Here is a 23,090-nt window from a genome sequence, read left to right as displayed (position 1 = left end):
GGCACGCTATGGTTATTGAATTGACACTAGCCTAGTGATGAGAAATATAAAAAAGCCCCTATAAATAGGGGCTTGATTGTTTGAGAGTTAATCGAGTTGCGGGCCTGCTTTAACCAAAGACTCGCCTTCTGCTGTGTCGGTATATTTATCGAAGTTTACGATAAATCGACTAGCAAGATCTTTGGCTTTACTTTCCCATTGCAATGGGTCGGTATAGGTATCACGAGGATCTAGGATCTCAGAGTCAACACCCGGTAATGCCGTCGGTACGGTTAAATTAAAAATAGGAATTTGTTTGGTTGGTGCGCTATCAATCGATCCATCTAAAATAGCATCGATAATGCCACGAGTATCTTGGATCGAAATACGTTTACCTGTGCCATTCCAGCCTGTATTGACTAAGTAGGCTTCAGCTCCCGCTGCTTCCATACGTTTCACTAACACTTCGGCATATTGTGTTGGGTGTAAAGTAAGGAAGGCATTACCAAAACACGCAGAGAAGGTTGGGGTCGGCTCTGTAATACCACGTTCCGTCCCTGCGAGCTTTGCCGTAAAACCTGACAAGAAGTGATATTTGGTTTGCTCGGGTGTTAGCTTGGATACTGGAGGTAATACACCAAAAGCATCTGCCGATAAGAAAATAACCTTATTGGCATGACCACCTTTTGAGATAGGTTTTACAATATTATCGATATGATAAATCGGGTAAGAGACACGGGTGTTTTCTGTTTTTGAGTTATCATTGAAATCGATAGAACCATCATTACGTACTGTTACGTTTTCCAGTAACGCATCACGGCGGATTGCATGGTAAATATCAGGTTCAGCTTCTTGTGAAAGGTTAATGGTTTTTGCATAACATCCACCTTCAAAGTTAAACACACCATTATCGTCCCAGCCATGCTCATCATCACCAATTAATGCCCGTTTAGGATCTGTCGATAAGGTTGTTTTACCTGTACCAGATAAGCCAAAAAAGATAGCGGTATCACCATTTTCTCCTTTATTGGCCGAGCAATGCATAGAGGCGATTCCTTTGAGAGGTAAAAAGTAGTTCATCATTGCGAACATTCCTTTTTTCATCTCGCCGCCATACCATGTACCACCAATAAGTTGCATTTTTTCAGAGAGATTAAATACCGTGAAGTTCTCTGAATTCATGCCGTGCTCTTGCCATTTAGGGTTAGTGCACTTCGAGCCATTCATAATCACGAAGTCGGGTTCAAATGTTGCTAACTCAGCTTCTGTTGGGCGAATAAACATGTTTTTAACGAAGTGTGCTTGCCAAGCAACTTCAGTGATCACCCGAATACATAAACGTGTATCAGGATTAGCGCCACAATAACCATCTACCACAAAAAGACGCTTGTTAGAGAGTTGTGCTGTTACGAGAGATTTAAGATCAAGCCATGCTTGTTGGCTAAGTGGTTTATTATCGTTCTTGCCTTGATCTGACCACCACAAGGTATCTTGGGTAGTGTCGTCTTTTACAATAAATTTGTCTTGTGGTGAACGACCGGTAAATATCCCTGTATCAACAGCAACCGCACCGAGTTCGGTGACAATGCCTTTTTCAAACCCTTTTAATTCTGTTTTCGTCTCTTCTGCGAACAGTATTTCGTAAGAAGGATTACGAATCACATCTGTAACATTGAGTATTCCGTATTGGGACAAATCCATGTTCGTTGCAACCTTATTATCGACACACATTGTGCTCATTGGCGCTCCTTGGGTAAGATGTTGTTTAACTATTAACCATGCTAGCAACCATAACGGGCTAAATCAGGGATATACATCATAAAATAACCCTAACCTTTATAAGGCTAACGGGCGTGTGAATTAGATGTTTTTATTTAGTTTACAGGGCGGTTAAAGCAGAAATCTAGAGGGTTGAATTATTATTTCTGGTGAAAAAAGAAGCGCTTTTTTGTGATTCACTTTCAATTTTTAGCTAGAATGTTGGTTTTTAATATGAAAAAGCCGGCATATATGCCGGCTTTGTAATTATATTTCAAGCTTAATACGAAGCAAAAATTAATGAACCTTGTTATCGTCAGCATTACCTGCATTTTCGCGAAGTGCTGCAATATCAATGCTATCGAAGTCATAGTCAGTACCACAGTAATCACAATGCAGTGATACTTTTCCATCTTCCGCTAAGATTTTTTCAATCTCATCAGGGTGAAGGCTAATAACCGCTGAACCACTACGATCGCGTGAGCAGCTACATTCAAAGCTGACAGCTTGTGGCTCGAATACTTTGACTTCTTCTTGGTGGTATAAACGGTAAAGTAGATCTTGTGCGTCTAAGCTAAATAGCTCGTCATCTTTTACCGTATCAGTAATTGTTTCTAAGTGCTCAAAATCACTTTCACTGCCCTGACCATCTGGCATTACTTGTAATAGCATGCCTGCAGCTTTAGGTTGGCCTTCAAACTCACCGGTACGTAACCAGATACGTGTTTTTAGCTGTTCAGAGTTTTTAAAGTAAGCCTCTAAACATTCCGCCATGGTTTCACCTTCAAGGCCAACAACACCTTGGTAACGCTCACCTTTGGTTGGAAGGATAGTGATCACCATGTAGCCTTTGCCCATTAGGTCATGGATAGTGCTATCGTCTTTAATATCACCTTCCCAACGAGCCACACCACGTAGCTTTTGGTTTTGATCGCCATTAATCACAGCTAGGCTAACAGGACCATCACCTTGTACTTGTACCGTGATTGAGCCTTCAAATTTTAGCGTGGCTGTTAATAGACTGGTTGCGACTAGCAATTCACCAAGTAGTGTTTTGATTGGTGCTGGGTAGTCAGTGCTTGAGATGATTTGTTGGTACGTATCACCTAACTGTACTAATTCACCACGTACTGAAACGCCATCAAATAGGTAACGGTTTAAAAAATCTTGTGTCATGTTCTCTTTCTCTCCAGCTGTGGTGCCAACCCTGCATCATATTTGGTAGTGCATTTAAATGCGTTATACCCAGTATTCCAATGAACTCATGTGGCTCAGCATTTGGCTTACTTGATATAAAGCACTCTGCTATTACCAACGATGAATGGATTAAGGCTGGCAACCTTTTATTCTGATGTATTGATGTTTTTGAATCTCATGATGTCACGACGCTGCTTTTTATCAGGTCGTTTGATCGGACTCGGACTATCAAAAGCATTGAGTTTGCGCATTTGTGCATGACGTTCCCGTAATTCAATACTTTGTGCTGTTTCTTGATATAGCAATTGTGCTTCCGGTGCACCACGGCGGGTATCAGAGATTTTTTCGATGGTAACGGTTTTTTCATCGTTACCTTGGCGCAATTTTACTTCAGCGCCAACTTCAACCATTTTACTTGGTTTTGAGCGTTGTCCGTTATATTGCACTTTTCCGCCATCAATCATAGCGCGAGCAACAGAACGAGTTTTATAAAAACGTGCAGCCCATAACCATTTATCAAGACGAACCTGTTTTAGTTCGGATGTCGCTTGACCCATAACGGTTCCTTTATTCAAAGGGGCGATAAAATATCACATTGTTTTAATAGCGTCAGCTACCATGTATTTCTAATAAATGGTGATGTTAATCGGGGTTTTCAATCATCAACCAAGAATTTATTACAAATTATCGGTAGTCTTTTGAGTAATTTGCTTCTTTTTTACAATAATAAATAGCATTCAAAGTGTTAAAAAGAGATCATAATAGTTAGTTACAATACCCCTCTTTTATATAGGGAAAAGTAATATACCTCCTGATATTCATTGAATGGATTTCCACTATGCAAGTACCTACATGGCTGCCCATGATGACCACAAAGCGCCCAATGTCTCAGCGCACACTTACTCGACTACTAACGTGGCTACTAGTGGTTATTTTAGCGTGGATTTCTGGCCGTATGGTGTGGATGTTATTAGCGCCACCAACAACAGTGGCACCTTGGCAAGCGAAGTCAGTAAAAGTGGCCACATCAGGCTCTGATATTAATGTAGGTAACTTATTGTCCATGAATCTATTTGGGCAATATAACGCGCAGCCAAAGGCCGTTGAAGCTACGGTCAAAAAAGACGCGCCACAGACGCGATTGAATTTAAAGTTGGTTGGGGTTGTCGCGAGCAGTGACCCCCAATCCGCCTTTGCCGTGATCACAAATAACGGTAAGCAAAATACTTATGGTGTTAACGAAGTTGTTGATGGTACCCGCGTGACATTAAAAGCGGTGTATAACGATCGCGTTATTATTAGCAATAGTGGTCGTGATGAAACCGTGATGCTTGAGGGGTTAAAATTCTCTAAATCAGCCCAGCCAGCTACGCAAAAATCAACCTCGAATAAAGCGACTAAACCAAATGTCGACAGCTCGAAATTAGCTGAGATCAAAAAGAAAATTTTAGCTCAACCTCAGTCTCTATTTAGTTATATTCGCTTATCTCAGGTGAAGAAGGATGGCGAAGTACAGGGATATCGAGTGAATCCGGGTAAAGACAGAATTTTATTTGATTCAGTTGGTCTGAAAGCGAATGATTTAGCGGTGGCGATTAACGGTAATAGCCTGACCGATCCAAGTGTGATGGCAAAGCTCTGGGCTGAGCTTTCTTCAGCGACTGATTTTACTTTGACGGTTGAACGCGGCGGTCAAGTTCATGATATTCACATTGAACTGCAATAATAGCAGTGCATTGCGTGACAAAAAAGACGAAAACGCAGGAGTTTTTTGTGAAAAAATTAATGGGTAAAAGTGCCCTATGGTTAGCAAGTAGCTTGCTTTGTAGTTCGGCAATGGCTGATGAGCTAAGTGCCAATTTCAAAGGGACAGATATTCAAGAGTTCATCAATATTGTTGGACGTTCATTACATAAGACTATCATTATTGATCCTGCGGTTCGTGGTCAGGTAAATGTGCGTAGTTATGATCTTCTTAATGATGAGCAGTATTACCGTTTCTTCCTTAACGTATTGGAAGTCTATGGTTTTGCTGTTGTTGAAATGGAAGATGGCGTACTAAAAGTTATTCGTGATAAAGATGCCAAAACCTCAGCTATCCCTGTTGTGGGTTCGAACGACAGTAATGTTCCTGGTGATGCTGTGGTTACGCGTGTGATCGCAGTTAAAAACGTGTCAGTGAGAGAGCTCTCCCCATTATTACGCCAACTTAATGATAATGCGGGTGCAGGTAACGTTGTTCACTACGATCCTGCCAATATCATTATGATCACTGGTCGTGCTGCGGTGGTTAACCGTTTAGCGGATATTATTGAGCGTGTCGATCGTGCTGGTAATAAAGACGTGACCGTAGTATCGCTGAATAATGCTTCGGCACCTGAAATGGTTCGTATCGTTGAAGCGTTAAATAAAAGTGCTGATGCGAAATCAACTCCAGGTTTTTTGATCCCGAAAGCGGTGGCCGATGAGCGAACAAATTCGGTATTAATTTCTGGCGATCCTAAAGTTCGTGAACGTTTAAAAGCTCTGATTCATAAGCTTGATAAAGAGATGGCAGCAAGCGGTAATAGTCGCGTTATCTACCTTAAATACGCGAAAGCCGCTGATATGGTTGATGTGCTAAAAGGCGTGTCTGAAAATATCCAAGCGGCAAATAAGAGTAACACGCCACAAGTGAGTCAATCGAGTAAAGATGAAGTCATGATTTCTGCGCATGACGCGACTAACTCTCTGATTATTTCTGCGCCAAGTGATGTGATGAATAAACTTGAGTCGATTATTTCTCAATTAGATATTCGTCGTGCACAAGTCCATATCGAAGCCATGATAGTTGAAGTACAAGAAGGTGACGGCGTCGATTTCGGTGTGCAGTGGGGCTCACAAGACGGCGGTGTGATCCAGTTTGGTAACAGTGGTGCACCAATTGGTGGTTTGTTATCTGCGCAAGAAGCAGCGAAAGACAAAACGACAACACAAAAACGTTACGATCCCGATACTGGTGCGGAATTACCACCAATTGTAACGACAGAAAGTGGTGATTTAGCACCAATGGCTGCTTTCCTTGGTGGTGTGAAAGGGGCTGCTGCTGCAATTGCATTGGGTGATTGGACTGCGTTAGTAACAGCCGTTCAAGCAAACCGAAATGTGAATGTACTATCGACACCGAATATCACAGTCTTGGATAACCAAGAAGCGAATTTATCGGTCGGTCAGGAAGTCCCTGTGACTACTGGTTCACAAACAGGCTCTAATAACGATAACCCGTTTACTACGGTTGAGCGTAAGGATGTCGGTATTCAACTTAAAGTCACCCCACAGATCAACGAAGGGGACTCGGTTCAAATGAAGATTGAACAGGTTGTCTCGCAAGTGGCTGATGCTAATGGTGCCGTTGATATTCGTTTTGATAAGCGAGAGCTAACCACATCGGTATTGGTTAAAGACGGTAACATGATCGCGCTAGGTGGCTTAATGCAAGAGAAGACTCTTGAGTCTGAGCAAAAAGTACCGATTTTAGGTGATATTCCTGTGCTCGGTGCGTTATTCCGCTCTACCAATAACCAAACCGAAAAAACCAACTTAATGGTTTTCATTCGTCCAACCATTCTACGTGACGGAATGAGTGCAGACGGTTTAACTCAGCGTAAGTACAACTATATTCGTGCGCAGCAGTTATACAAAGCAGAGCAAGGTATGCGCTTGATGGACGCAGATATGCCAGTATTACCAAAATACGGTGAAGATATGGATTTACCTGCTGAAGTGCGTGCCTTTGTTTCTCAGTTGGAGCAACGCTAATGGCTGATGGGTTTTTAGAAACAGAATCAACGGTAACGTTTCGATTACCTTTCTCTTTTGCCAAACGCCATCATGTAGTGGTAGAGGCAGGTGAGCAAGGATGGCAACTCTATTTCAGTGGACAACTGTCTGCTGCAGTACTTGCTGAAGTGCGTCGAGTGCTAGGTTGCTGTTTTACGCCCATCGCATTAAGTGACAGTGAGTTTGAGCAAAAGTTAACACAAGCATACCAACGTGATTCATCAGAAGCGCGCCAGTTAATGCAAGATTTGGGTTCTGATAGTGATGACTTTTTTGCTCTTGCTGAAGACTTGCCTGAAACAGAAGATTTGCTGGAATCGGAAGATGATGCACCTATTATCAAATTGATCAATGCCATGTTGGCCGAAGCGATCAAAGAAGGTGCATCTGATATTCATATCGAAACCTTTGAAAAAGTGCTGTCGATCCGTTTTCGTATCGATGGCATGTTACGTGAGGTCTTACAGCCAAGCCGTAAATTGGCACCGCTGCTTGTTTCACGTATTAAGGTTATGGCAAAGCTTGATATTGCAGAAAAACGTATTCCTCAAGATGGTCGTATTTCACTGCGAATTGGTGGTCGTGCTGTTGATGTACGTGTATCAACCATGCCTTCTTCTCATGGAGAGCGAGTAGTACTGCGTTTATTAGATAAAAACGCGACACGCCTTGATTTGCATAGCTTAGGCATGACGCCGGAAAACCACCAAGCGTTTAGAAAAATCATCGAGCGTCCACACGGTATTATTTTGGTCACAGGTCCGACAGGTTCAGGTAAGTCCACGACTTTGTATGCGGGTTTGCAAGAGCTAAACAGTGCTGAGCGTAATATCTTAACAGTCGAAGATCCGATTGAATTTGATATTGATGGCATTGGACAAACTCAAGTTAACAGCAAAGTTGATATGACGTTTGCGCGTGGTTTACGTGCCATTCTTCGTCAAGATCCCGATGTGGTGATGATTGGTGAGATCCGTGATTTAGAAACCGCAGCCATTGCTGTTCAAGCATCACTGACAGGTCACATGGTGTTATCTACCCTCCACACTAATACTGCGGTCGGTGCGATCACTCGTTTACGTGATATGGGTATTGAACCCTTCTTAGTGTCATCATCATTGCTCGGGGTGTTAGCCCAGCGATTAGTACGTACGCTATGTAAAGATTGTCGTCAGCCTTATGAAGCCGATAGCCAGCAGAAGAAGCTATTTAATTTAGCTGAATCTGAACCACTGACATTATATCGCCCATCTGGTTGTGAGCACTGTAACCAAAAAGGTTATCGTGGTCGTACGGGTATTCATGAGCTATTGCTGGTGGATGAACAGGTACAAGAGTTGATCCATGGCGAGGCGGGGGAGCAAGCGATTGAAAAATACGTGCGTCAATATACGCCGAGTATTCGCGATGATGGTTTAGCGAAAGTACGTCAAGGGGTCACCACACTTGAAGAAGTGATGCGTGTGACGAAGGAGAGCTAATGGCGGCATTTGAATACAAAGCCTTAGATGCCAAAGGCCGACAGAAAAAAGGGGTAATTGAGGGGGATACTGCCCGTCAAGTACGCCAACAATTACGTGAAAAAGGCATGGTGCCGATAGAGGTTATTCAAACCTCAGGTCAAAGTCGCAGTAAAACCACGACACGTAAACAGTTCAGCTTTAAACGTGGGATCAGTACCAATGAACTTGCTCTGATCACCCGCCAGTTAGCAACACTGGTACAAGCCTCAATGCCATTAGAAGAATGTATCAAGGCGGTCGCTGAGCAAAACGAAAAGCCACGTCTAAAAAACATTTTATTGGCGGTGCGTTCTCGGGTAGTAGAAGGATATACCTTAGCTGACAGTATGGCGGAATATCCCCATATTTTTGATCAACTCTTTCGTGCGATGGTGGCGGCGGGAGAAAAATCGGGTCACCTTGATACGATTTTAAATCGTTTGGCAGATTACACCGAAAACCGTCAACAAATGCGCAGTAAATTACAGCAAGCGATGATTTATCCCATCATGTTAACGCTTGTCGCTGTGTCTGTGGTGGCATTTTTGCTGGCAACGGTTGTGCCTAAAATTGTCGATCAATTTGTACAAATGGGACAACAATTACCCACCATTACGGAAGTGTTATTGGCAGCAAGTAATTTTGTTCAGCATTGGGGATTAGTGGTCGTTGTGGTGATTGTATCAATCATTGCTTTGATCAAGACAGCCCTCAAGCAGCCAAAGTATCGGATGAAGTGGGATCGCGGCATCTTACATGTACCAGTGATTGGTAAAGTAGCACGAGGGTTAAATACCTCACGTTTTGCGCGAACATTATCGATTTGTACATCCAGTGCGATTCCATTACTGGATGGGATGAAGGTCGCTTCTGATGTTATGACCAATACGTATGTGAATAAGAAAATTTTATCTGCCGCAGATAATGTACGTGAAGGGGGAAGTCTACGAGTATCCCTTGAGCAAACAAAATTGTTCCCACCGATGATGCTACACATGATCGCGAGTGGTGAACGAAGCGGCGAGTTAGAGCAAATGCTAACCCGTGCAGCAGATAACCAAGATCGTGATTTTGAATCACTTGTTAATATGGCACTAGGGGTCTTTGAGCCATTATTAATTGTCGCTATGGCTGGGGTGGTAATGTTTATTGTTATCGCAACCTTAATGCCAATTATTGAACTGAACAACATGGTTGGGATGTAGTTTTTCTTCGGAGGTTTTAATGCAACAAAAACAACGTGGTTTTACCCTATTAGAAGTAATGGTGGTAATTGTGATTTTGGGCGTATTAGCGAGTTTAGTCGTTCCCAATCTATTAGGTAACAAAGAAAAAGCTGACCAACAAAAAGTTGTGACAGATATTAGTGCGCTTGAACAATCTTTAGAAATGTACAAGTTAGATAACAGCGTATATCCAACAACCGATCAAGGTTTAGAGGCATTGATGACTAAGCCGTCATCTTCTCCTGAGCCGCGTAATTACCGTGATGGTGGTTACATTAAGCGTCTACCTAAAGATCCTTGGGGTTATGAGTACCATTATGTGGCACCAGGTGAGCATGGCGCGATTGATATCTTTAGCTTGGGCGCAGATGGTCAAGAAGGTGGTGATGGTGTGAATACCGATATCGGCAACTGGAACATGTTGGATTACAACAAGAAGTAATAAGTATTTATGATGAAACGTAGTGCAGGTTTTACTCTCATTGAAATGATGTTGGTGCTGGTGTTACTCGCAACCAGCGCAGTTGCGGTGATCTCAACTTTACCGGATAACAAACGAGATGAGGTAAAAGAGCAAGCAGTACGTTTTCATCACCTCGCCCAACTATTGGGTGAGGATGCAATGCTCAATGGTGTGGACTACGGCATTCGTGTTGAGCCACACCAATATAACTTTTTGCAATTAACCCAAGATGGCTGGCAACCACTAGAAGGTGCCAAATTTTATACTGATGTGAAGTTAGATAACGCGATTACAACTCAGGTTGAAATTGGCGGAGCATGGAAAGACAAAGACCGACTTTTTAAATCAGATTCACTGTTTAAAGATGAAGACTTATTTACAAAGTCAGACGAAGAAAAGAAAAAGATCAAACCTCAAATTGTGGTTATGGCGAGCGGTGAATACACGCCGTTTACTTTAAGTTTTGAGGTTGACGGCGAAAATCAATTTTGGCGAGTCAGCGCCGATGAGGTGGGTAATTTAGTCTTGCTTAAGCCAGGTGAAACCTTAGAACAGGCAACAAAACGTGAGAAGTAAACAAGGTTTTACCTTATTAGAAGTGTTAGTTGCATTAGCTATTTTTGCTGTTGCTGCGCTGAGTATTATGAAAGCGGTCAGCCAACACTTAAATACGCTGGGCTATTTAGAAGAAAAAACCTTTGCTGCGATGGTGGCTGATAATGAACTCGCACAATTACATTTAAGCGGTCAGTATCCAACCTCAAGTAAGACAGGTAAATCAACATTAGCCGATCGTGAGTGGTATTGGACGGTAAAAAGTATTAAAACGCAGCAGAAATTATTACGCCAAATTGAAATTTCGGTAGCAAGCGATCCACAGCGTGAACATTCAGTAATAACGGTAAAGACTTATGTCGTCAATTAATCATTCCCGCCAGCGCGGTTTTACGTTACTGGAAGTACTTGTTGCGATAGCTGTCTTTGCCATGCTGAGCTTGTCCGCTTATCAAGTCATGAATAACGTGATGCGTAGTGATGCGCAATCAAAAGATCATAACCAAAGATTAAAAGAAATACAGCGTGCCACGATTATGATGGATAACGACTTTCGTCAAATTGTAGCCCGTAAAAGTAGGCTTAATGGCGAAGAGCCCAATGATAAAGTATTACAAGCTGGTGAGTACCTTTTGGATTCGAGTAGCGATGGGATCATGTTCGTGCGAACAGGCTGGCAAAATCCCCAAGCCATGTTTCCACGCGGTGATGTTACCCGCGTTGGCTATCGTGTGGTTGACGATCAATTAGAGCGTGTTTGGTTTCGCTACCCAGATAATGTTATTGGTGAAAAGCCACTGGTTAAGGTGTTATTAGACGGTGTGACTAAATTGCAGTTTTCCTTTTTCACCGATAAAAAATGGCAAGATAAATGGGATACCGCAGATAAGTTACCAGAAGGTATTAAAGTGACGATGACACTGAAAGATTTTGGTGAAATTGAGCGTATTTATCTCGTACCTAAATCTGCATTATCTGCTTCTGCTGATTCGGAGCAACCACAATGATGAAAAAACAGCGCGGGGTTGCGTTAATTGTGGTGCTCTTGCTGGTCGCGTTAATGAGCTTGATCGCCGTGCAAATGACGGGACGTTTACAACATAACTTTCATCGTGTTGAGAATCAAATTCAGCATCAGCAGGCGTATTGGTACAGTTTAGGGGTTGAAGCGTTAGCTGAAAAAGGGCTGTCTTTAACGTTTAAAGACAGCAAGATTATCGATTTAACTCAGCCATGGGCGATAGAAGATCAAACTTATCCGATTGATGGTGCGGTAGTCACCGGTAGCATGTTTGATAAGCAAGCTTGCTTTAACATTAATGCGCTTGGTGCTGTAAAACCCATCGCCGATGGCAGTAAGCAGCCATTTTTGGTGACTTACTTTCAAAACATCATGATCGACAGTGGTGTTGATGATTATTCTGCAGAGCAAATCGCAGATTCTAGCTGGGAATTTATTGATAAGAATACCTCGGTGCAATCAAGCTACGGCGGTGAAGATAGCACTTATGAAGCATTTCAACCGCCTTACTTACCCCCTAATGGTTGGTTAGCGGATCGCAGTGAATTACGTGCGATTAACGGGGTGACGGCTGATATTTATGAGAAAGTAAAAGGTTTGGTGTGTGCATTGCCAACCGATGATTTTAAACTCAATGTAAATACGATTACTCAAAGACAGGCTGTATTACTGTCAGCTTTATTTTCGCCAGAGCTTTCATTGGATGCTGCAAAAAAAATTATTAAAGATCGCGACGCCCGTCGTAAAGGGTGGGATAGCGTTGATGATTTCATGAAAGAGCTACCACAAGGCGATCAAGCTGATAAACAAGAACAACAGAAAAAGTACTTAACGGTCAGCAGTAACTATTTTTCATTAGATGCTGAAATACAAATAGATAACGCCAGATTACGAGCGGTAACGCTATTTAAACGAGATGATAATAACAAGGTGACGGTAGTACGTCGCCAGTATGGAGGAATCCGTGAGCGAATTTCTGACGATAAGACTGAGTAGTCGGCCTGAGGTGCCGGTGCAATGGCTTGTCTGGTCGCCACAGCAGAACGAAGTGATTGCATCAGGTCAGTTAGCTGATATCACGCAATTAGATCAGCTAGTGGAATATGCGGGTACTCGGCCAGTATATGGTTTAGTGCCTACCAGTGAGATGCTATTAACACAAGTTACTATTCCTACCGGCAGTAGCCGCCAATTGACCGCTGTTTTACCTTATCTCTTAGAAGAAGAATTGGCGCAGGATGTTGAAAGTTTACATGTTCAGTTGCTTCATCGGGAAGATGATATTGCAACGGTAGCGCTTATTGAGCATCAAAAGATGCTGCAATGGTTATCTGCATTTAAAGAATGTGGTTTAGAGCTAAAAAAAGTTATTCCAGACTGTTTGTGTTTGCCGTTGTTTGATGATGGTTATAGTGCAGCTGAAATTGAAGGGCAATGGTTGATCCGTCAATCAGAGTTTATGGGTATTTGTGCAGAAACGAGTTGGTTAGATGCATGGATCAGCGCCCAAAAAGCGCCAATTGTGTTAGCTACAAGTGACGAGGACGACGACGAAGAGACAGAGCAAGCCGCCATTGAATCTGCGGTGGCTGATGTTGAATCGAATCCAAGCCAAGTTGTCATACACCACTATACATCAGCACCTCAAGGTGTCAGTGGGCGTTGGCAAGCACATGCACCGGAGCTCGTGATGCAACTGTTAGCGTTAGGGGCTGCGGGAAGTAAAGTCAATTTACTATCAGGGACTTATAAACCACAAGCTGCTTGGCGTAAGCATTTAAAACCATGGCGTAAAGTCGCGATTGCCGCAAGTTTAGTACTTGTAGCTGTAGTCGGAGAACACGTGATGGAGTTACAACAGCTAGAGCATCAAGCTAAAGCGTACCGTGCTGAAAGCGAGCGGATCTTCCGTCAGGTTTTACCTCAGTTTAAACGTATTCCGTCACAGAGTTATTTGAAAAATCAAATGAATGCAGCATTGAAAAGCTTAGGTGGACAGGGTGCGGATAACGGTATTTTAATGTGGTTAAGCGAGTTAAAGCCGGCATTATCAAAAGCACCGAGCGTGAAAATTGTTAATCTAAAATACGATCAAAATCGGGGCGAACTGCGTTTACAAGCAACGGCTTCTGACTTCCAAGATTTTGAGAAATTACGCAGTGTGTTGACGAAAGACTTTACCGTTGAGCAAGGTCAATTAAGCAAAGAAGATGGCTTAGTCAGTGGTGCCGTCGTGCTAAGGAGAAAAGCATAATGGCAGAAATTAAAGCATGGTGGAAAGCATTAAGCCAGCGAGAGCAGTATCTTGTTATGGGTGCTGGCGGTGCTTTATTGCTAGCTATCTTGTACTGGGGATTATGGCAACCATTAAATCAACGCACTGAATTAGCGCAGACACGTATTCAAAGTGAACGTCAGCTATTGTCTTGGGTTGAAGGTAAAGCAAATAAGATCACGGCGTTTAAGCGTGCTGGTGGTACGGTAAATGTCAGTGACAAAGGGCTTAACCAAGTGGTAAATGAAACGACGGAACGTTTTAAGATTGAATTGATCCGTATGCAACCACGTAATGATGCGATTCAAGTATGGGTAAAGCCTGTACCCTTCAATGCATTACTTAATTGGCTCTCTTACCTGCAAGATAACTTTGGGATTGAAACGCAATTTATTGATATCTCGAAAACAGATCAAAACGGCATGGTTGAAGTAAACCGATTACAGTTAGGACGAGGTTAAAGGTGAAATTTAAACTCGCTATCGGCGCAACATTTGGGGTGGTATTTATTGCCAGCACTATTGTCCATTTACCGGCTAATTGGGCATGGCAACAAACACCAAAAGTTCAGGGTTTATCATTAAGTGGTATTCAAGGAACCTTATGGCAAGGCTCTGCTAAAACCGTTGTGTGGCAAAATCAAAGTTTAGGTCAAATTCAATGGGACATGAAACTGGGAAGCCTATTTACAGGTAAACTCGCGTTTGATGTCCGATTTGGCCGTGACAGTGATATGCAACTACAAGGTAGTGGTATTGTTGGTTATAGCACCTCGGGACCGTTTGCTGAAAAACTCTTAGTCTCAGTACCAGCAGCGAATGTTATGCAGTATGCCAAGTTACCTGTGCCGCTGACATTAACGGGAAATATTGAACTTACGGTACGTGATTATGTGTATGCTGCGCCCTATTGTAAAACCTTGAATGCAACGTTGGCTTGGGCACAAGGTAATGCGTCAACGCCAATGGGGAATATTAATCCAGGCCCTGTTTTTGCCGATTTAAGTTGTCAAGAAGGCAATATTTTAGCAAAAGCTTCACAGTCATCTGATGATGTTAGCAGTGATTGGAAAGCAAATTTAGCTAAAAATAATGGTTACAGCCTATCAGGATGGTTTAAGCCGGGGGCAACATTCCCAGAGCAATTGTCTCAACAATTAAAATGGTTAGGTGATCCTGACTCAAAAGGGCAATATAAAATTAATTACTCAGGGCGTTTGTAATTATCTAATCGTTGCGATTTGAGTGGTTATTAATCACAAAGTGAATAGTAAGAGGCAGTCTAAGTAGACTGCCTCTTTATTTATCTGCGCGATTAGCTTTTAATGAAGCATAGGCATAACAAAATTTTTCTTCGCGATAACATGATATAGGGCTTTAAGATGGCGATAAGTAAAGATAAACCTCAAATCTTATCTGCAGAGGTTGTTGCTCAATCACGACTGTTTAAAATTGAATCATTGGATTTACGTTTTTCTAATGGTGTTGAGCGTACCTATGAACGTATGAAGCCAAGTGGACGCCATGCGGTGCTGATTGTCCCTGTGACGGAACAAGGTGACTTATTGTTGATCCGCGAATACTCAGCAGGTACCGAACGTTATGAATTAGGCTTTCCCAAAGGCTTAATTGATGAGGGGGAAACACCTATTGAAGCGGCTAATCGTGAATTAAAAGAAGAAATTGGTTTTGGTGCCCATCAACTACAACCATTAAAAGAAGTTGTATTAGCCCCGTCTTATTTTTCCAGTCGCATGACATTGTTTTTAGCACAGGATCTGTATCCTGAAAAACTTGAAGGTGATGAGCCTGAGCCGTTAGATATTATTCGTTGGCCATTAGCCCAAGCCGAAGAGCTTCTGACACATGTTGATTTTGCCGAAGCGCGGAGTATTACCGCATTGTTCTTAGCATTGAAGCAATTAGCACGAGAGGAGTAACTAATGGCCTATTCGCATTTACTGCCCGATGTGGTTGAGATCGCTCGAGCATCAGGTCAATTGATTTTAGATATTTATCAACGTGGTCAGTTTGAGAAACAGATCAAAGATGATAATACGCCAGTGACAAGTGCTGATCTTGCAGCTCATAAGTTAGTGATGGAGCGATTGACACAACTAACGCCTGATATTCCCGTGTTGTCTGAAGAAGATGCTAGCGTTCCATTAACAGAGCGTAGCCAATGGAAACGTTATTGGTTAGTTGATCCATTAGATGGTACGCAAGAATTTATCGCAGGTAGCGGTGATTTTGCGACAATTATTGCGTTAGTCGAAGATAATCGCCCGATCATGGGAGTGGTTTATGCGCCCGTATCTGGGGTGTCGTATTATGCCTATGCAGGAAAAGGTGCATATAAGATTACCGCTGAAGGTGAGAGTGTCAAAATTGCAACTCATCATCATGAAGAGAATACTAAATCGGTTGTTGTGGCCATTAGTCGTCGCCAAGATATCAGTTCAATCACATCGCGTTTAGATCCGAGTTATAACTATGAACTCGTACCTTTAGGCTCTGCAGCATTAAAATCATGTTTGGTGGCAGAAGGCGCGGTAGATTGTTACTTACGCTTAGGGCCTACAGGTGAATGGGATACCGCAGCCACTCAGTGTATTGTTGAAGAGGCGGGCGGTCGGATTCTTAATACGCATTTAACGCCGCTGTCTTATAACGAGCGTAATACATTAGAGAATCCAAACTTTATTACTTTAGGTGATGAAGGTCTGCCTTGGGCTGATATTTTAGAGCCAGACGATCGGATGATGAATGCTGACTGATATGTTGCATAAAAAACGGAGCTATGTGGCTCCGTTTTTTATTTCTATGAGTTTTAGCTAATGGTTAGAACAAACGGTTTAAACCATTGAGAGCCGCCACTCGATAAGCTTCTGCCATTGTCGGGTAGTTAAAGGTGGTATTGACGAAATAATCAATCGTATTACCTTCACCTTTTTGCTCCATGATCGCCTGTCCGATATGAATAATTTCTGCGGCACGCTCACCAAAACAGTGAATACCTAAAATTTCTTTGGTTTCTCGGTGGAATAAAATTTTCAAACTGCCCACTTCTGTGCCTGCAATTTGCGCGCGTGCTAGATGCTTAAATTGGGAACGCCCCACTTCATACGGTACTTTCTCAGCGGTTAATTGCTGCTCTGTTTTCCCCACCGAGCTAATTTCAGGAATGGTGTAAATCCCGGTTGGAATATGATCAATCAATTGCCCTTGAGCTTTTCCTTTACTGATCGCTTGCGCTGCAAATCGACCTTGGTCATAGGCTGCACTAGCAAGACTTGGATACCCAATCACATCTCCCACCGCATATACATGATCGACCTCGGTTTGATAGCTGCGGTTAACGTTGAGTTGTCCGCGAGAGTCAGGAGTTAAGCCAACATGTTCGAGCGCGAGTTTATCGGTATTACCAGTACGGCCATTGGCATATAAAATACAATCTGCACGCATTTTTTTACCAGATTGTAAATGCAGGATCACCCCGTCATCAGTTCCTTCAATTTCTTCAAAGATCTCATCATTACGTATCATCACTCCATTGTTCCATAGGTGATAAGACAGTGAGTCCGAAATTTCATTATCAAGAAATTCCAGTAAACGTTGACGGGTATTAATTAAATCAACTTTAACGCCAAGTCCACGGAAAATAGATGCGTATTCACAACCAATCACGCCTGCGCCGTAAATAATAATATGGCGAGGATCGTGTTCTAAACGTAAAATTGAATCACTGTCATACACGCGGGAGTGATCAAAATCGACGCCGTCAGGATGATAAGGACGAGAGCCTGTCGCGATTATAAATTTATCAGCGCTGTAGCGCTCAATGCTACCGTCAGTGCTTTTTACTTCAACATCGTGACTGGCAATAAAGCGTGCCTCACCATGAATAATCTGGCATTGGTTACGGTCATAAAACCCTTGGCGCATCCGTGTTTGCTTATTAACAACGACTTCAGCATGGCCGAGGATTTGGCTAAAGGTACTGTGAAGTGTTGAGTTGTTTTTGCAATAAAGTGGGTTTTGATTAAATTCAATAATACGACTAACAGCATGACGCAGAGCCTTCGATGGAATCGTTCCCCAGTGCGTACAGCCCCCACCAACACTGTCTTCGCGCTCAATAATCGCAACGTTGAAACCGGCTTTAGTTAATCCCATAGCAGCACCTTCACCGCCAGGGCCACTACCAATAATAATCACATCAAAATGACTGTTATTACTGCACTGCGTATCCGTCATCACATTATTCCTATTTGTATTGGTAACATTTTCGCATCGTAAGTGTAACGATTTGTAATCAATAGGAGAATCAATTGATGGTCAGAGCTAGCGAGGGATCACGCTCTATCGTTGAGTTGGAAGAATAAATGCGAATAATCACCCTGAACGGTGAGGTAGTAGATTGTGAAGTGTGTGAATAAATGATGTTAATCTGGCTTTGCGTGAAGGCGGTAGAGCCAGTAGTATAGGGCTATTCTTACGCGACGGTTTATCTTCATTTAGTCGCGTATTATGATCAGAAAACTATAGAGAAGCAGATGTCCATGGGGATCAGGGCTCAACAGAAAGAAAAAACCCGTCGCTCGCTTATCGATGCTGCGTTTAGCCAGTTAAGTGCAGACAGAAGTTTTTCTAATTTAAGTTTACGAGAAGTCGCTCGTGAAGCTGGGATTGCCCCAACATCGTTTTATCGTCATTTTAAAGATATGGACGAATTAGGTTTAACTATGGTGGATGAAGGTGGATTGATCCTTCGTCAGCTAATGCGACAAGCTCGTCAACGTATTGCGACCGAAGGGAGTGTGATCCGTACCTCGGTTGAGACGTTTATGGAGTTTATCGAAAGTAGTCCTAATGTCTTTCGTCTACTATTACGTGAACGTTCAGGCACATCAACAGCATTTCGTGCTGCTGTCGTTCGTGAAATACAACACTTTGTTGCTGAACTAAGTGAGTATCTTGAGGCCAAAACAGGGGTGACGCACGAAGAAGCGTATACCCAAGCAGAGGCGTCCGTTACTTTAGTCTTTAGTTCAGGGGCAGAAGCGTTAGATCTGGATAGCCATGCTCGTGCTGAGCATGCAGAAAGATTGATTATGCAATTAAGAATGATTGCAAAGGGTGCTTATTGGTACCGAAAAGAGCGTGAGCGTCGAGAGCTCAGGCAAAAACTATAACCTTATTTCGATTTTGTGGTGAAGGATATGGACAAGCAACAAGTTAAAGCAGAACGTAAAACTCTAGTTCTATCATTACTAGCTGGTGTATGCGGTAACGCAACATTAGCAGTATTAACGTCAAGCAGCGTGGCATTCTCTATTTTCCCTGTGCTTGCATTTGTATTGGCAGTGTACTGTCTATACCAAGAATACCTACGTAAACCAATGACAGAAGGTACGCCTGCGATTGCAACGGCATGTTTCTTTGTTGGCGCATTTGGTTACTCAGCATGTCTTCGTGCAGCTGTGCCAGAAATGGGTTCGAACTTCCTGCCATTAATGATTGCACTAGCACTGCTATTCTGGGTGAGTTACAAAATGGGTGTAATGAATAAAAAAGCTAAGCCAGAAGCTGAAGCGAAATAATTTCATTAATACTCAGAATAAAAAAGGCGCATTCAGCGCCTTTTTTATTAGGTGTTACTTGGTAAATTATTTACGTTCAAGTAATACGCCAGCTTCCATATGATGGGTATATGGGAATTGATCAAATAAGGCAAAACGTGTGATTTTGTGTGTTTCACACAGGATGTCTAAATTCTCTTTGAGTGTTTCAGGGTTACAAGAGATGTACATGATACGCTCATAACCTTGCACCATACGGCAGGTTCCCTCATCCATACCCGATCGTGGAGGATCGACAAAGATCGTATTGCAGTTGTAGCTTTGAAGATCGACATTTTGATCTTTTAAGCGGCGGAACTCACGTTTACCTTCCATTGCATCAGTAAAATCTTCTGCAGACATGCGAATGATTTGTACGTTATCAATGTTATTAACCGCAATGTTGTATTGCGCAGAATCTACAGATGGTTTTGCTAACTCTGTTGCTAATACGCGTTCGAAGTTTTGTGCTAGCGCCAGTGAAAAGTTACCATTACCACAGTAAAGTTCAAGTAAATCACCCTTGCTGTCTTGGGTGCAGTCAACGGCCCATTCAAGCATCTTTTGTGCAACTTCACCGTTAGGTTGGGTAAAGCTGTTTTCAACTTGCTTGTAGGTTAGGGTGCGATCGTGAACTTTTAGCTGTTCGATAACATAGTCTTGATCAAGGACGATTTTCATCTTACGAGCGCGACCAATAAGATTTAGCTTAAAGCCTTCATCATTTAGACGTTGTTTTAGTTGCTTAGCTTCTGCTGTCCACTCATCATCAAGTTGACGGTGATAAAGCATAGAAACAAGGATTTCCCCACTAAGGGTTGATAAGAAATCGACTTGGAATAATTTATGACGTAGCGCTTTAATGGGTTTGATCGCATCAACCAGCATTGGCATTAAATCATTGATCAAACGACTTGCCGCAGGAAATTGATCAACACGGTATTTTTCACGTGTTTCTTGGTTAAACATGATATAGAAAAGATCTTCACCTTCATGCCAAACACGGAATTCTGCACGCATACGGTAATGCTCTGCAGGAGAGGCAAACACCTCGAGTTCAGGGGTATCAAAATCAGCACAAATGTTTTGAATACGCTCTGCCTTTTCATCCAACTGTTGCTGATAACCAGCGGTGTTAAGGATGGTAGATGTCATAGTGTATGCCTCGACTGCTCAAAATAAGAGCGCAGATTTTATTGCATTGCACAGTGATGTCCAGTCTTCGTGGAATAAATGTGCTTATTAAAGTGAATTATTTATAACTAATAGCAAACAAAACTAGACATAAAAGCGATACATCACTAGCATCTGCCCTGCGCTGGTTAACCATGGGATGGTACGGGAATACGGTGAAAATCCGTAACTGACGCGCAGCGGTAATAGAGAACGAACGCACACGGATGTATTCCAAACACTGTTTTAACAATATGTTTAATCAATAAATATTGAATGATGTATTGTTGAGATGGGAAGTTGATGCCTAGGCGACCTTCTTCAGGTCATGCTCTTAAGTCCGAATACCAACCAGCGGTAAAGCACTCTTGCTTTGTTATATACGCGACTTAGGATCTTCAAATGAAAAAAACACTTTTAGCGCTGGCGGTAACGTCGGTGTATTTCCCTTCTTTTTCTATAATAGCAGCAGAAGATAACACCCAAACCGATGATGTCATGGTCGTCACTGCCAACCGTTTTGAACAACCTGTGACTTCAGTACTTGCACCATTTAATGTCGTGACCCGCCAAGATATCGATAAGATACAAGCCAAAACACTCACAGAAGTGATTAGTTTATTACCGGGCGTTCAGGTGACGCAAAATGGTGGGCGAGGCCAGTTAGCGAGTATTATGGTACGTGGTACTAACTCCGATCAGGTGCTCGTGTTAGTTGATGGTATTCGTATGGCACGTGCGGCAAAAGGTGCGGTTGATTTTAACCAAGTCCCTTTAACTCAGGTTGAGCGTATTGAATTTACCCGTGGTGCCCGTGCGGCGCTTTATGGCTCTGAAGCCATAGGCGGTGTAATTAATATCATTACATTAGCTGATGTTGATTCACCATCAAAAACGAAGCTGAATGTAGGTATTGGTAGTTATAACTATCAAGAGGCGAGTGCATCAGGCGCGTATAAAGTTGGTGAAAATGGTTTGCTGCAACTTGCTGTAGGTTATGAAGATGATGAAGGCTATAACGTTAAGCCACAGCCTGGCTTAAATGATGGTGATAAACATGGCTTTGCCAGTCGTAATGCCATGATTGCTTATCATCAACGTTTTAGCGATACCTTAAAAGGGTTTGTCTCTACACGTTGGTATAAAAATCAATATCAATATGACAGCTCATTCGTTGATTTCTTTTCTGGTGAGCCAGTACATCAATATATGCAGTCAGAACCTGAGTTATTTGACTATAGCGCAGGATTGGATTTAAATTTAGGGCGTTACCAATCTAAGTTAATCGCAGATTACCAACATCAAACGAATTACGATTACAACAAAGCGGCGACCACTAAGCCTGTTGTTGCCAGTCAGGATGAGAAATTCACCCAACGCAATCTACAGTGGAATAACCATTTTACCGTTAACGACAATCTACAATTAGTCGGTGGTGTTGATTGGCGTAAAGAGTCATGGCAAGACAAGCTATCTTCAGATGCCTTTAGCAGAAACAATACGGGTGTTTATGGTATTGGTTTAGTGAATGTTAATGATTTTTCATTAGAGTCGAGCTTACGTTTAGACGATAACCAGCAGTATGGTTCTCAGTTTACTTATAATGTGGCAGGTGGTTGGTATATCACTGATGAAGTGCAACTACGTACATCTTACGGCAGTGCATTCAAAGCGCCGAATTTATTCCAACTATATTCACCATTTTACGGTACTGAAACACTAAACCCTGAGAAATCAAAAAATGCAGAAGTGGCTATTGAAGCTAACTACAACGTGATTGATTTAGCTGTTACAGGTTATCGTATGGAGATTGATAACCTTATTGGTTTTAATAACACGTCTTGGAAGTACTATAACGAATCAGGAAAAAGCAAAATCAAAGGTATTGAAGTTGAAGCAGACTTTGATACGGGCTTTTTATCTCACCAGCTCAACTTTGACTTTAAAGATCCCCGTAATAGCCAGGGTCAGCGTTTAGATCGCCGTGAGAAATTCTCGTTTAAGTGGGTAGGTACAGCAAGTATTGGTGATCTCGATAGCGCACTAACGTATCAATACCATGGCAAGCGCCCAGATCAATATGGTCCAACGGGGGAGTTAGCTGCTTATGATACGTGGGATTTGGCATTAACATATTGGCTACAGCCAAAACTTGCGTTAAAAGGGCGAGTAGCGAACCTTCTAAATGAAGATTATGAGACTGCTGGTGGTTATCAAATGCCAGGCCGTACTTATTACACCAGTATTAACTACCAATTCTAATCGAAAACGCAAGATTAAGGCCGCTAATACAGCGGCCTTTTTAATAAAGCTTGTACATAACGGGAAAGATTCAGTACTAACCTTTGTGGTTGATGCGCCGTTTTTCCAGCGCTCTCTAGGTATTACATGGAAAAATATAGACATAACTGAGTGATTTTATTATCAGCGGTACCAGTTAGCTAACAGGGCTGTTTGCGAGAGCTGAAGATCGCAGTATCATAAGGTAAGTAATGTTTATTA

22 protein-coding genes and 1 riboswitch are annotated in these 23,090 nt (G+C 42.4%); of the genes, 17 read left to right on the top strand and 5 right to left on the bottom strand.

The window, feature by feature from the left end; translation table 11 throughout:
- Positions 1 to 87 precede the first annotated feature (87 nt).
- From pckA to hslR, 3 genes are all read right to left on the bottom strand, one after another.
- Positions 88 to 1,719, bottom strand: coding sequence for a phosphoenolpyruvate carboxykinase (ATP) (gene pckA / locus BTO08_RS14485; RefSeq protein ID WP_105061439.1), 1,632 nt, complete (start codon positions 1,717 to 1,719; stop codon positions 88 to 90).
- Between the two features lie 315 nt (positions 1,720 to 2,034).
- On the bottom strand, positions 2,035 to 2,913 hold the full coding sequence (gene hslO / locus BTO08_RS14480; protein ID WP_105061438.1) for an Hsp33 family molecular chaperone HslO: 879 nt from the start codon (positions 2,911 to 2,913) through the stop codon (positions 2,035 to 2,037).
- A 167-nt stretch (positions 2,914 to 3,080) separates the two neighbouring features.
- Positions 3,081 to 3,491 carry a ribosome-associated heat shock protein Hsp15 gene (gene hslR / locus BTO08_RS14475; protein ID WP_105061437.1) on the bottom strand — a complete coding sequence of 137 codons (411 nt, stop codon included), beginning with the start codon at positions 3,489 to 3,491 and terminating at the stop codon, positions 3,081 to 3,083.
- Between the two features lie 281 nt (positions 3,492 to 3,772).
- On the opposite strand from hslR, the gene gspC reads away from it, so the two are divergent.
- The 14 genes from gspC (at position 3,773) to cysQ (ending at position 16,571) form a co-directional block, all read left to right on the top strand.
- Positions 3,773 to 4,660, top strand: coding sequence for a type II secretion system protein GspC (gspC, locus tag BTO08_RS14470; protein ID WP_105061436.1), 888 nt, complete (start codon positions 3,773 to 3,775; stop codon positions 4,658 to 4,660).
- Between the two features lie 59 nt (positions 4,661 to 4,719).
- Positions 4,720 to 6,732, top strand: coding sequence for a type II secretion system secretin GspD (gspD, locus tag BTO08_RS14465; protein WP_198038480.1), 2,013 nt, complete (start codon positions 4,720 to 4,722; stop codon positions 6,730 to 6,732).
- Positions 6,732 to 8,234: a type II secretion system ATPase GspE gene (gene gspE, locus BTO08_RS14460; RefSeq protein WP_105061434.1), complete on the top strand. Its 1,503-nt coding sequence runs from the start codon at positions 6,732 to 6,734 to the stop codon at positions 8,232 to 8,234. Before gspD ends, gspE begins: the two co-directional genes overlap by 1 nt.
- Entirely contained in the window at positions 8,234 to 9,460 is a 1,227-nt protein-coding gene (gene gspF / locus BTO08_RS14455) for a type II secretion system inner membrane protein GspF (protein ID WP_105061433.1), read from the top strand. Before gspE ends, gspF begins: the two co-directional genes overlap by 1 nt.
- Before the next feature lie 19 nt (positions 9,461 to 9,479).
- On the top strand, positions 9,480 to 9,923 hold the full coding sequence (gspG, locus tag BTO08_RS14450; RefSeq protein WP_105061432.1) for a type II secretion system major pseudopilin GspG: 444 nt from the start codon (positions 9,480 to 9,482) through the stop codon (positions 9,921 to 9,923).
- A 9-nt stretch (positions 9,924 to 9,932) separates the two neighbouring features.
- Entirely contained in the window at positions 9,933 to 10,520 is a 588-nt protein-coding gene (gene gspH / locus BTO08_RS14445) for a type II secretion system minor pseudopilin GspH (RefSeq protein ID WP_005372552.1), read from the top strand.
- The gene (gspI, locus tag BTO08_RS14440; protein ID WP_045150031.1) at positions 10,510 to 10,869 is read left to right on the top strand and encodes a type II secretion system minor pseudopilin GspI; all 360 of its coding nucleotides are present in this window, start codon (positions 10,510 to 10,512) and stop codon (positions 10,867 to 10,869) included. The genes gspH and gspI overlap by 11 nt, the downstream gene beginning before the upstream one ends.
- A complete protein-coding gene (gspJ, locus tag BTO08_RS14435; RefSeq protein WP_105061431.1) occupies positions 10,856 to 11,506 on the top strand; it encodes a type II secretion system minor pseudopilin GspJ in 651 nt (216 codons plus the stop codon). Before gspI ends, gspJ begins: the two co-directional genes overlap by 14 nt.
- Positions 11,503 to 12,516, top strand: coding sequence for a type II secretion system minor pseudopilin GspK (gene gspK, locus BTO08_RS14430; protein ID WP_105061430.1), 1,014 nt, complete (start codon positions 11,503 to 11,505; stop codon positions 12,514 to 12,516). The genes gspJ and gspK overlap by 4 nt, the downstream gene beginning before the upstream one ends.
- The gene (gspL, locus tag BTO08_RS14425; protein ID WP_242446271.1) at positions 12,485 to 13,774 is read left to right on the top strand and encodes a type II secretion system protein GspL; all 1,290 of its coding nucleotides are present in this window, start codon (positions 12,485 to 12,487) and stop codon (positions 13,772 to 13,774) included. The genes gspK and gspL overlap by 32 nt, the downstream gene beginning before the upstream one ends.
- Positions 13,774 to 14,256, top strand: coding sequence for a type II secretion system protein M (locus BTO08_RS14420; RefSeq protein ID WP_105061428.1), 483 nt, complete (start codon positions 13,774 to 13,776; stop codon positions 14,254 to 14,256). The genes gspL and BTO08_RS14420 overlap by 1 nt, the downstream gene beginning before the upstream one ends.
- 2 nt (positions 14,257 to 14,258) lie before the next feature.
- On the top strand, positions 14,259 to 15,017 hold the full coding sequence (locus tag BTO08_RS14415; RefSeq protein WP_105061427.1) for a type II secretion system protein N: 759 nt from the start codon (positions 14,259 to 14,261) through the stop codon (positions 15,015 to 15,017).
- A gap of 159 nt (positions 15,018 to 15,176) precedes the next feature.
- The gene (nudE, locus tag BTO08_RS14410; RefSeq protein WP_105061426.1) at positions 15,177 to 15,734 is read left to right on the top strand and encodes an ADP compounds hydrolase NudE; all 558 of its coding nucleotides are present in this window, start codon (positions 15,177 to 15,179) and stop codon (positions 15,732 to 15,734) included.
- Positions 15,735 to 15,737: 3 nt separating this feature from the next.
- A complete protein-coding gene (cysQ, locus tag BTO08_RS14405) occupies positions 15,738 to 16,571 on the top strand; it encodes a 3'(2'),5'-bisphosphate nucleotidase CysQ (RefSeq protein WP_005372561.1) in 834 nt (277 codons plus the stop codon).
- Between the two features lie 64 nt (positions 16,572 to 16,635).
- Here the strand turns inward: cysQ and sthA are convergent, their stop codons facing one another.
- Positions 16,636 to 18,051 (bottom strand): Si-specific NAD(P)(+) transhydrogenase, encoded by a 1,416-nt coding sequence (gene sthA, locus BTO08_RS14400; protein WP_105061425.1) that lies wholly within the window; start codon positions 18,049 to 18,051, stop codon positions 16,636 to 16,638.
- Between the two features lie 305 nt (positions 18,052 to 18,356).
- Between sthA and fabR the strand changes: the two genes are divergently transcribed.
- Together fabR and BTO08_RS14390 are read left to right on the top strand one after the other, a co-directional pair.
- Positions 18,357 to 18,989, top strand: a complete 633-nt coding sequence (fabR, locus tag BTO08_RS14395) for an HTH-type transcriptional repressor FabR (protein WP_005372563.1) — start codon at positions 18,357 to 18,359, stop codon at positions 18,987 to 18,989.
- 27 nt (positions 18,990 to 19,016) lie between these two features.
- Complete coding sequence (locus tag BTO08_RS14390; protein ID WP_105061424.1) at positions 19,017 to 19,397, top strand: YijD family membrane protein; 381 nt, start codon at positions 19,017 to 19,019, stop codon at positions 19,395 to 19,397.
- A gap of 66 nt (positions 19,398 to 19,463) precedes the next feature.
- On the opposite strand, the gene trmA is transcribed toward BTO08_RS14390, so the two are convergent.
- A complete protein-coding gene (gene trmA, locus BTO08_RS14385; protein ID WP_105061423.1) occupies positions 19,464 to 20,570 on the bottom strand; it encodes a tRNA (uridine(54)-C5)-methyltransferase TrmA in 1,107 nt (368 codons plus the stop codon).
- Positions 20,571 to 20,717: 147 nt separating this feature from the next.
- Positions 20,718 to 20,958: riboswitch (cobalamin riboswitch) on the top strand.
- A gap of 32 nt (positions 20,959 to 20,990) precedes the next feature.
- On the opposite strand from trmA, the gene btuB reads away from it, so the two are divergent.
- On the top strand, positions 20,991 to 22,850 hold the full coding sequence (btuB, locus tag BTO08_RS14380; RefSeq protein WP_105061422.1) for a TonB-dependent vitamin B12 receptor: 1,860 nt from the start codon (positions 20,991 to 20,993) through the stop codon (positions 22,848 to 22,850).
- Positions 22,851 to 23,090 lie beyond the last annotated feature (240 nt).

It is taken from the genome of Photobacterium angustum (assembly GCF_002954615.1).
GTDB classification, from domain to species: Bacteria; Pseudomonadota; Gammaproteobacteria; order Enterobacterales; family Vibrionaceae; genus Photobacterium; species Photobacterium angustum_A.
The sequence above is the reverse complement of the archived record's forward strand: the minus strand, read 5'-3'. Positions and strand labels throughout refer to the sequence as shown.

Bases quoted from the DNA above. Each gene is read 5' to 3' on its own strand.
- nudE (WP_105061426.1), top strand. From the start codon at position 15,177: ATGGCGATAAGTAAAGATAAACCTCAAATCTTATCTGCAGAGGTTGTT.
- hslR (WP_105061437.1), bottom strand. From the start codon at position 3,491: ATGGGTCAAGCGACATCCGAACTAAAACAGGTTCGTCTTGATAAATGG.
- fabR (WP_005372563.1), top strand. From the start codon at position 18,357: ATGGGGATCAGGGCTCAACAGAAAGAAAAAACCCGTCGCTCGCTTATC.
- gspC (WP_105061436.1), top strand. From the start codon at position 3,773: ATGCAAGTACCTACATGGCTGCCCATGATGACCACAAAGCGCCCAATG.
- gspG (WP_105061432.1), top strand. From the start codon at position 9,480: ATGCAACAAAAACAACGTGGTTTTACCCTATTAGAAGTAATGGTGGTA.
- cysQ (WP_005372561.1), top strand. From the start codon at position 15,738: ATGGCCTATTCGCATTTACTGCCCGATGTGGTTGAGATCGCTCGAGCA.
- gspD (WP_198038480.1), top strand. From the start codon at position 4,720: ATGGGTAAAAGTGCCCTATGGTTAGCAAGTAGCTTGCTTTGTAGTTCG.
- pckA (WP_105061439.1), bottom strand. From the start codon at position 1,719: ATGAGCACAATGTGTGTCGATAATAAGGTTGCAACGAACATGGATTTG.
- gspE (WP_105061434.1), top strand. From the start codon at position 6,732: ATGGCTGATGGGTTTTTAGAAACAGAATCAACGGTAACGTTTCGATTA.
- sthA (WP_105061425.1), bottom strand. From the start codon at position 18,051: ATGACGGATACGCAGTGCAGTAATAACAGTCATTTTGATGTGATTATT.
- hslO (WP_105061438.1), bottom strand. From the start codon at position 2,913: ATGACACAAGATTTTTTAAACCGTTACCTATTTGATGGCGTTTCAGTA.
- btuB (WP_105061422.1), top strand. From the start codon at position 20,991: ATGAAAAAAACACTTTTAGCGCTGGCGGTAACGTCGGTGTATTTCCCT.
- gspH (WP_005372552.1), top strand. From the start codon at position 9,933: ATGATGAAACGTAGTGCAGGTTTTACTCTCATTGAAATGATGTTGGTG.
- gspK (WP_105061430.1), top strand. From the start codon at position 11,503: ATGATGAAAAAACAGCGCGGGGTTGCGTTAATTGTGGTGCTCTTGCTG.
- trmA (WP_105061423.1), bottom strand. From the start codon at position 20,570: ATGACATCTACCATCCTTAACACCGCTGGTTATCAGCAACAGTTGGAT.
- gspJ (WP_105061431.1), top strand. From the start codon at position 10,856: ATGTCGTCAATTAATCATTCCCGCCAGCGCGGTTTTACGTTACTGGAA.
- BTO08_RS14390 (WP_105061424.1), top strand. From the start codon at position 19,017: ATGGACAAGCAACAAGTTAAAGCAGAACGTAAAACTCTAGTTCTATCA.
- BTO08_RS14420 (WP_105061428.1), top strand. From the start codon at position 13,774: ATGGCAGAAATTAAAGCATGGTGGAAAGCATTAAGCCAGCGAGAGCAG.
- gspF (WP_105061433.1), top strand. From the start codon at position 8,234: ATGGCGGCATTTGAATACAAAGCCTTAGATGCCAAAGGCCGACAGAAA.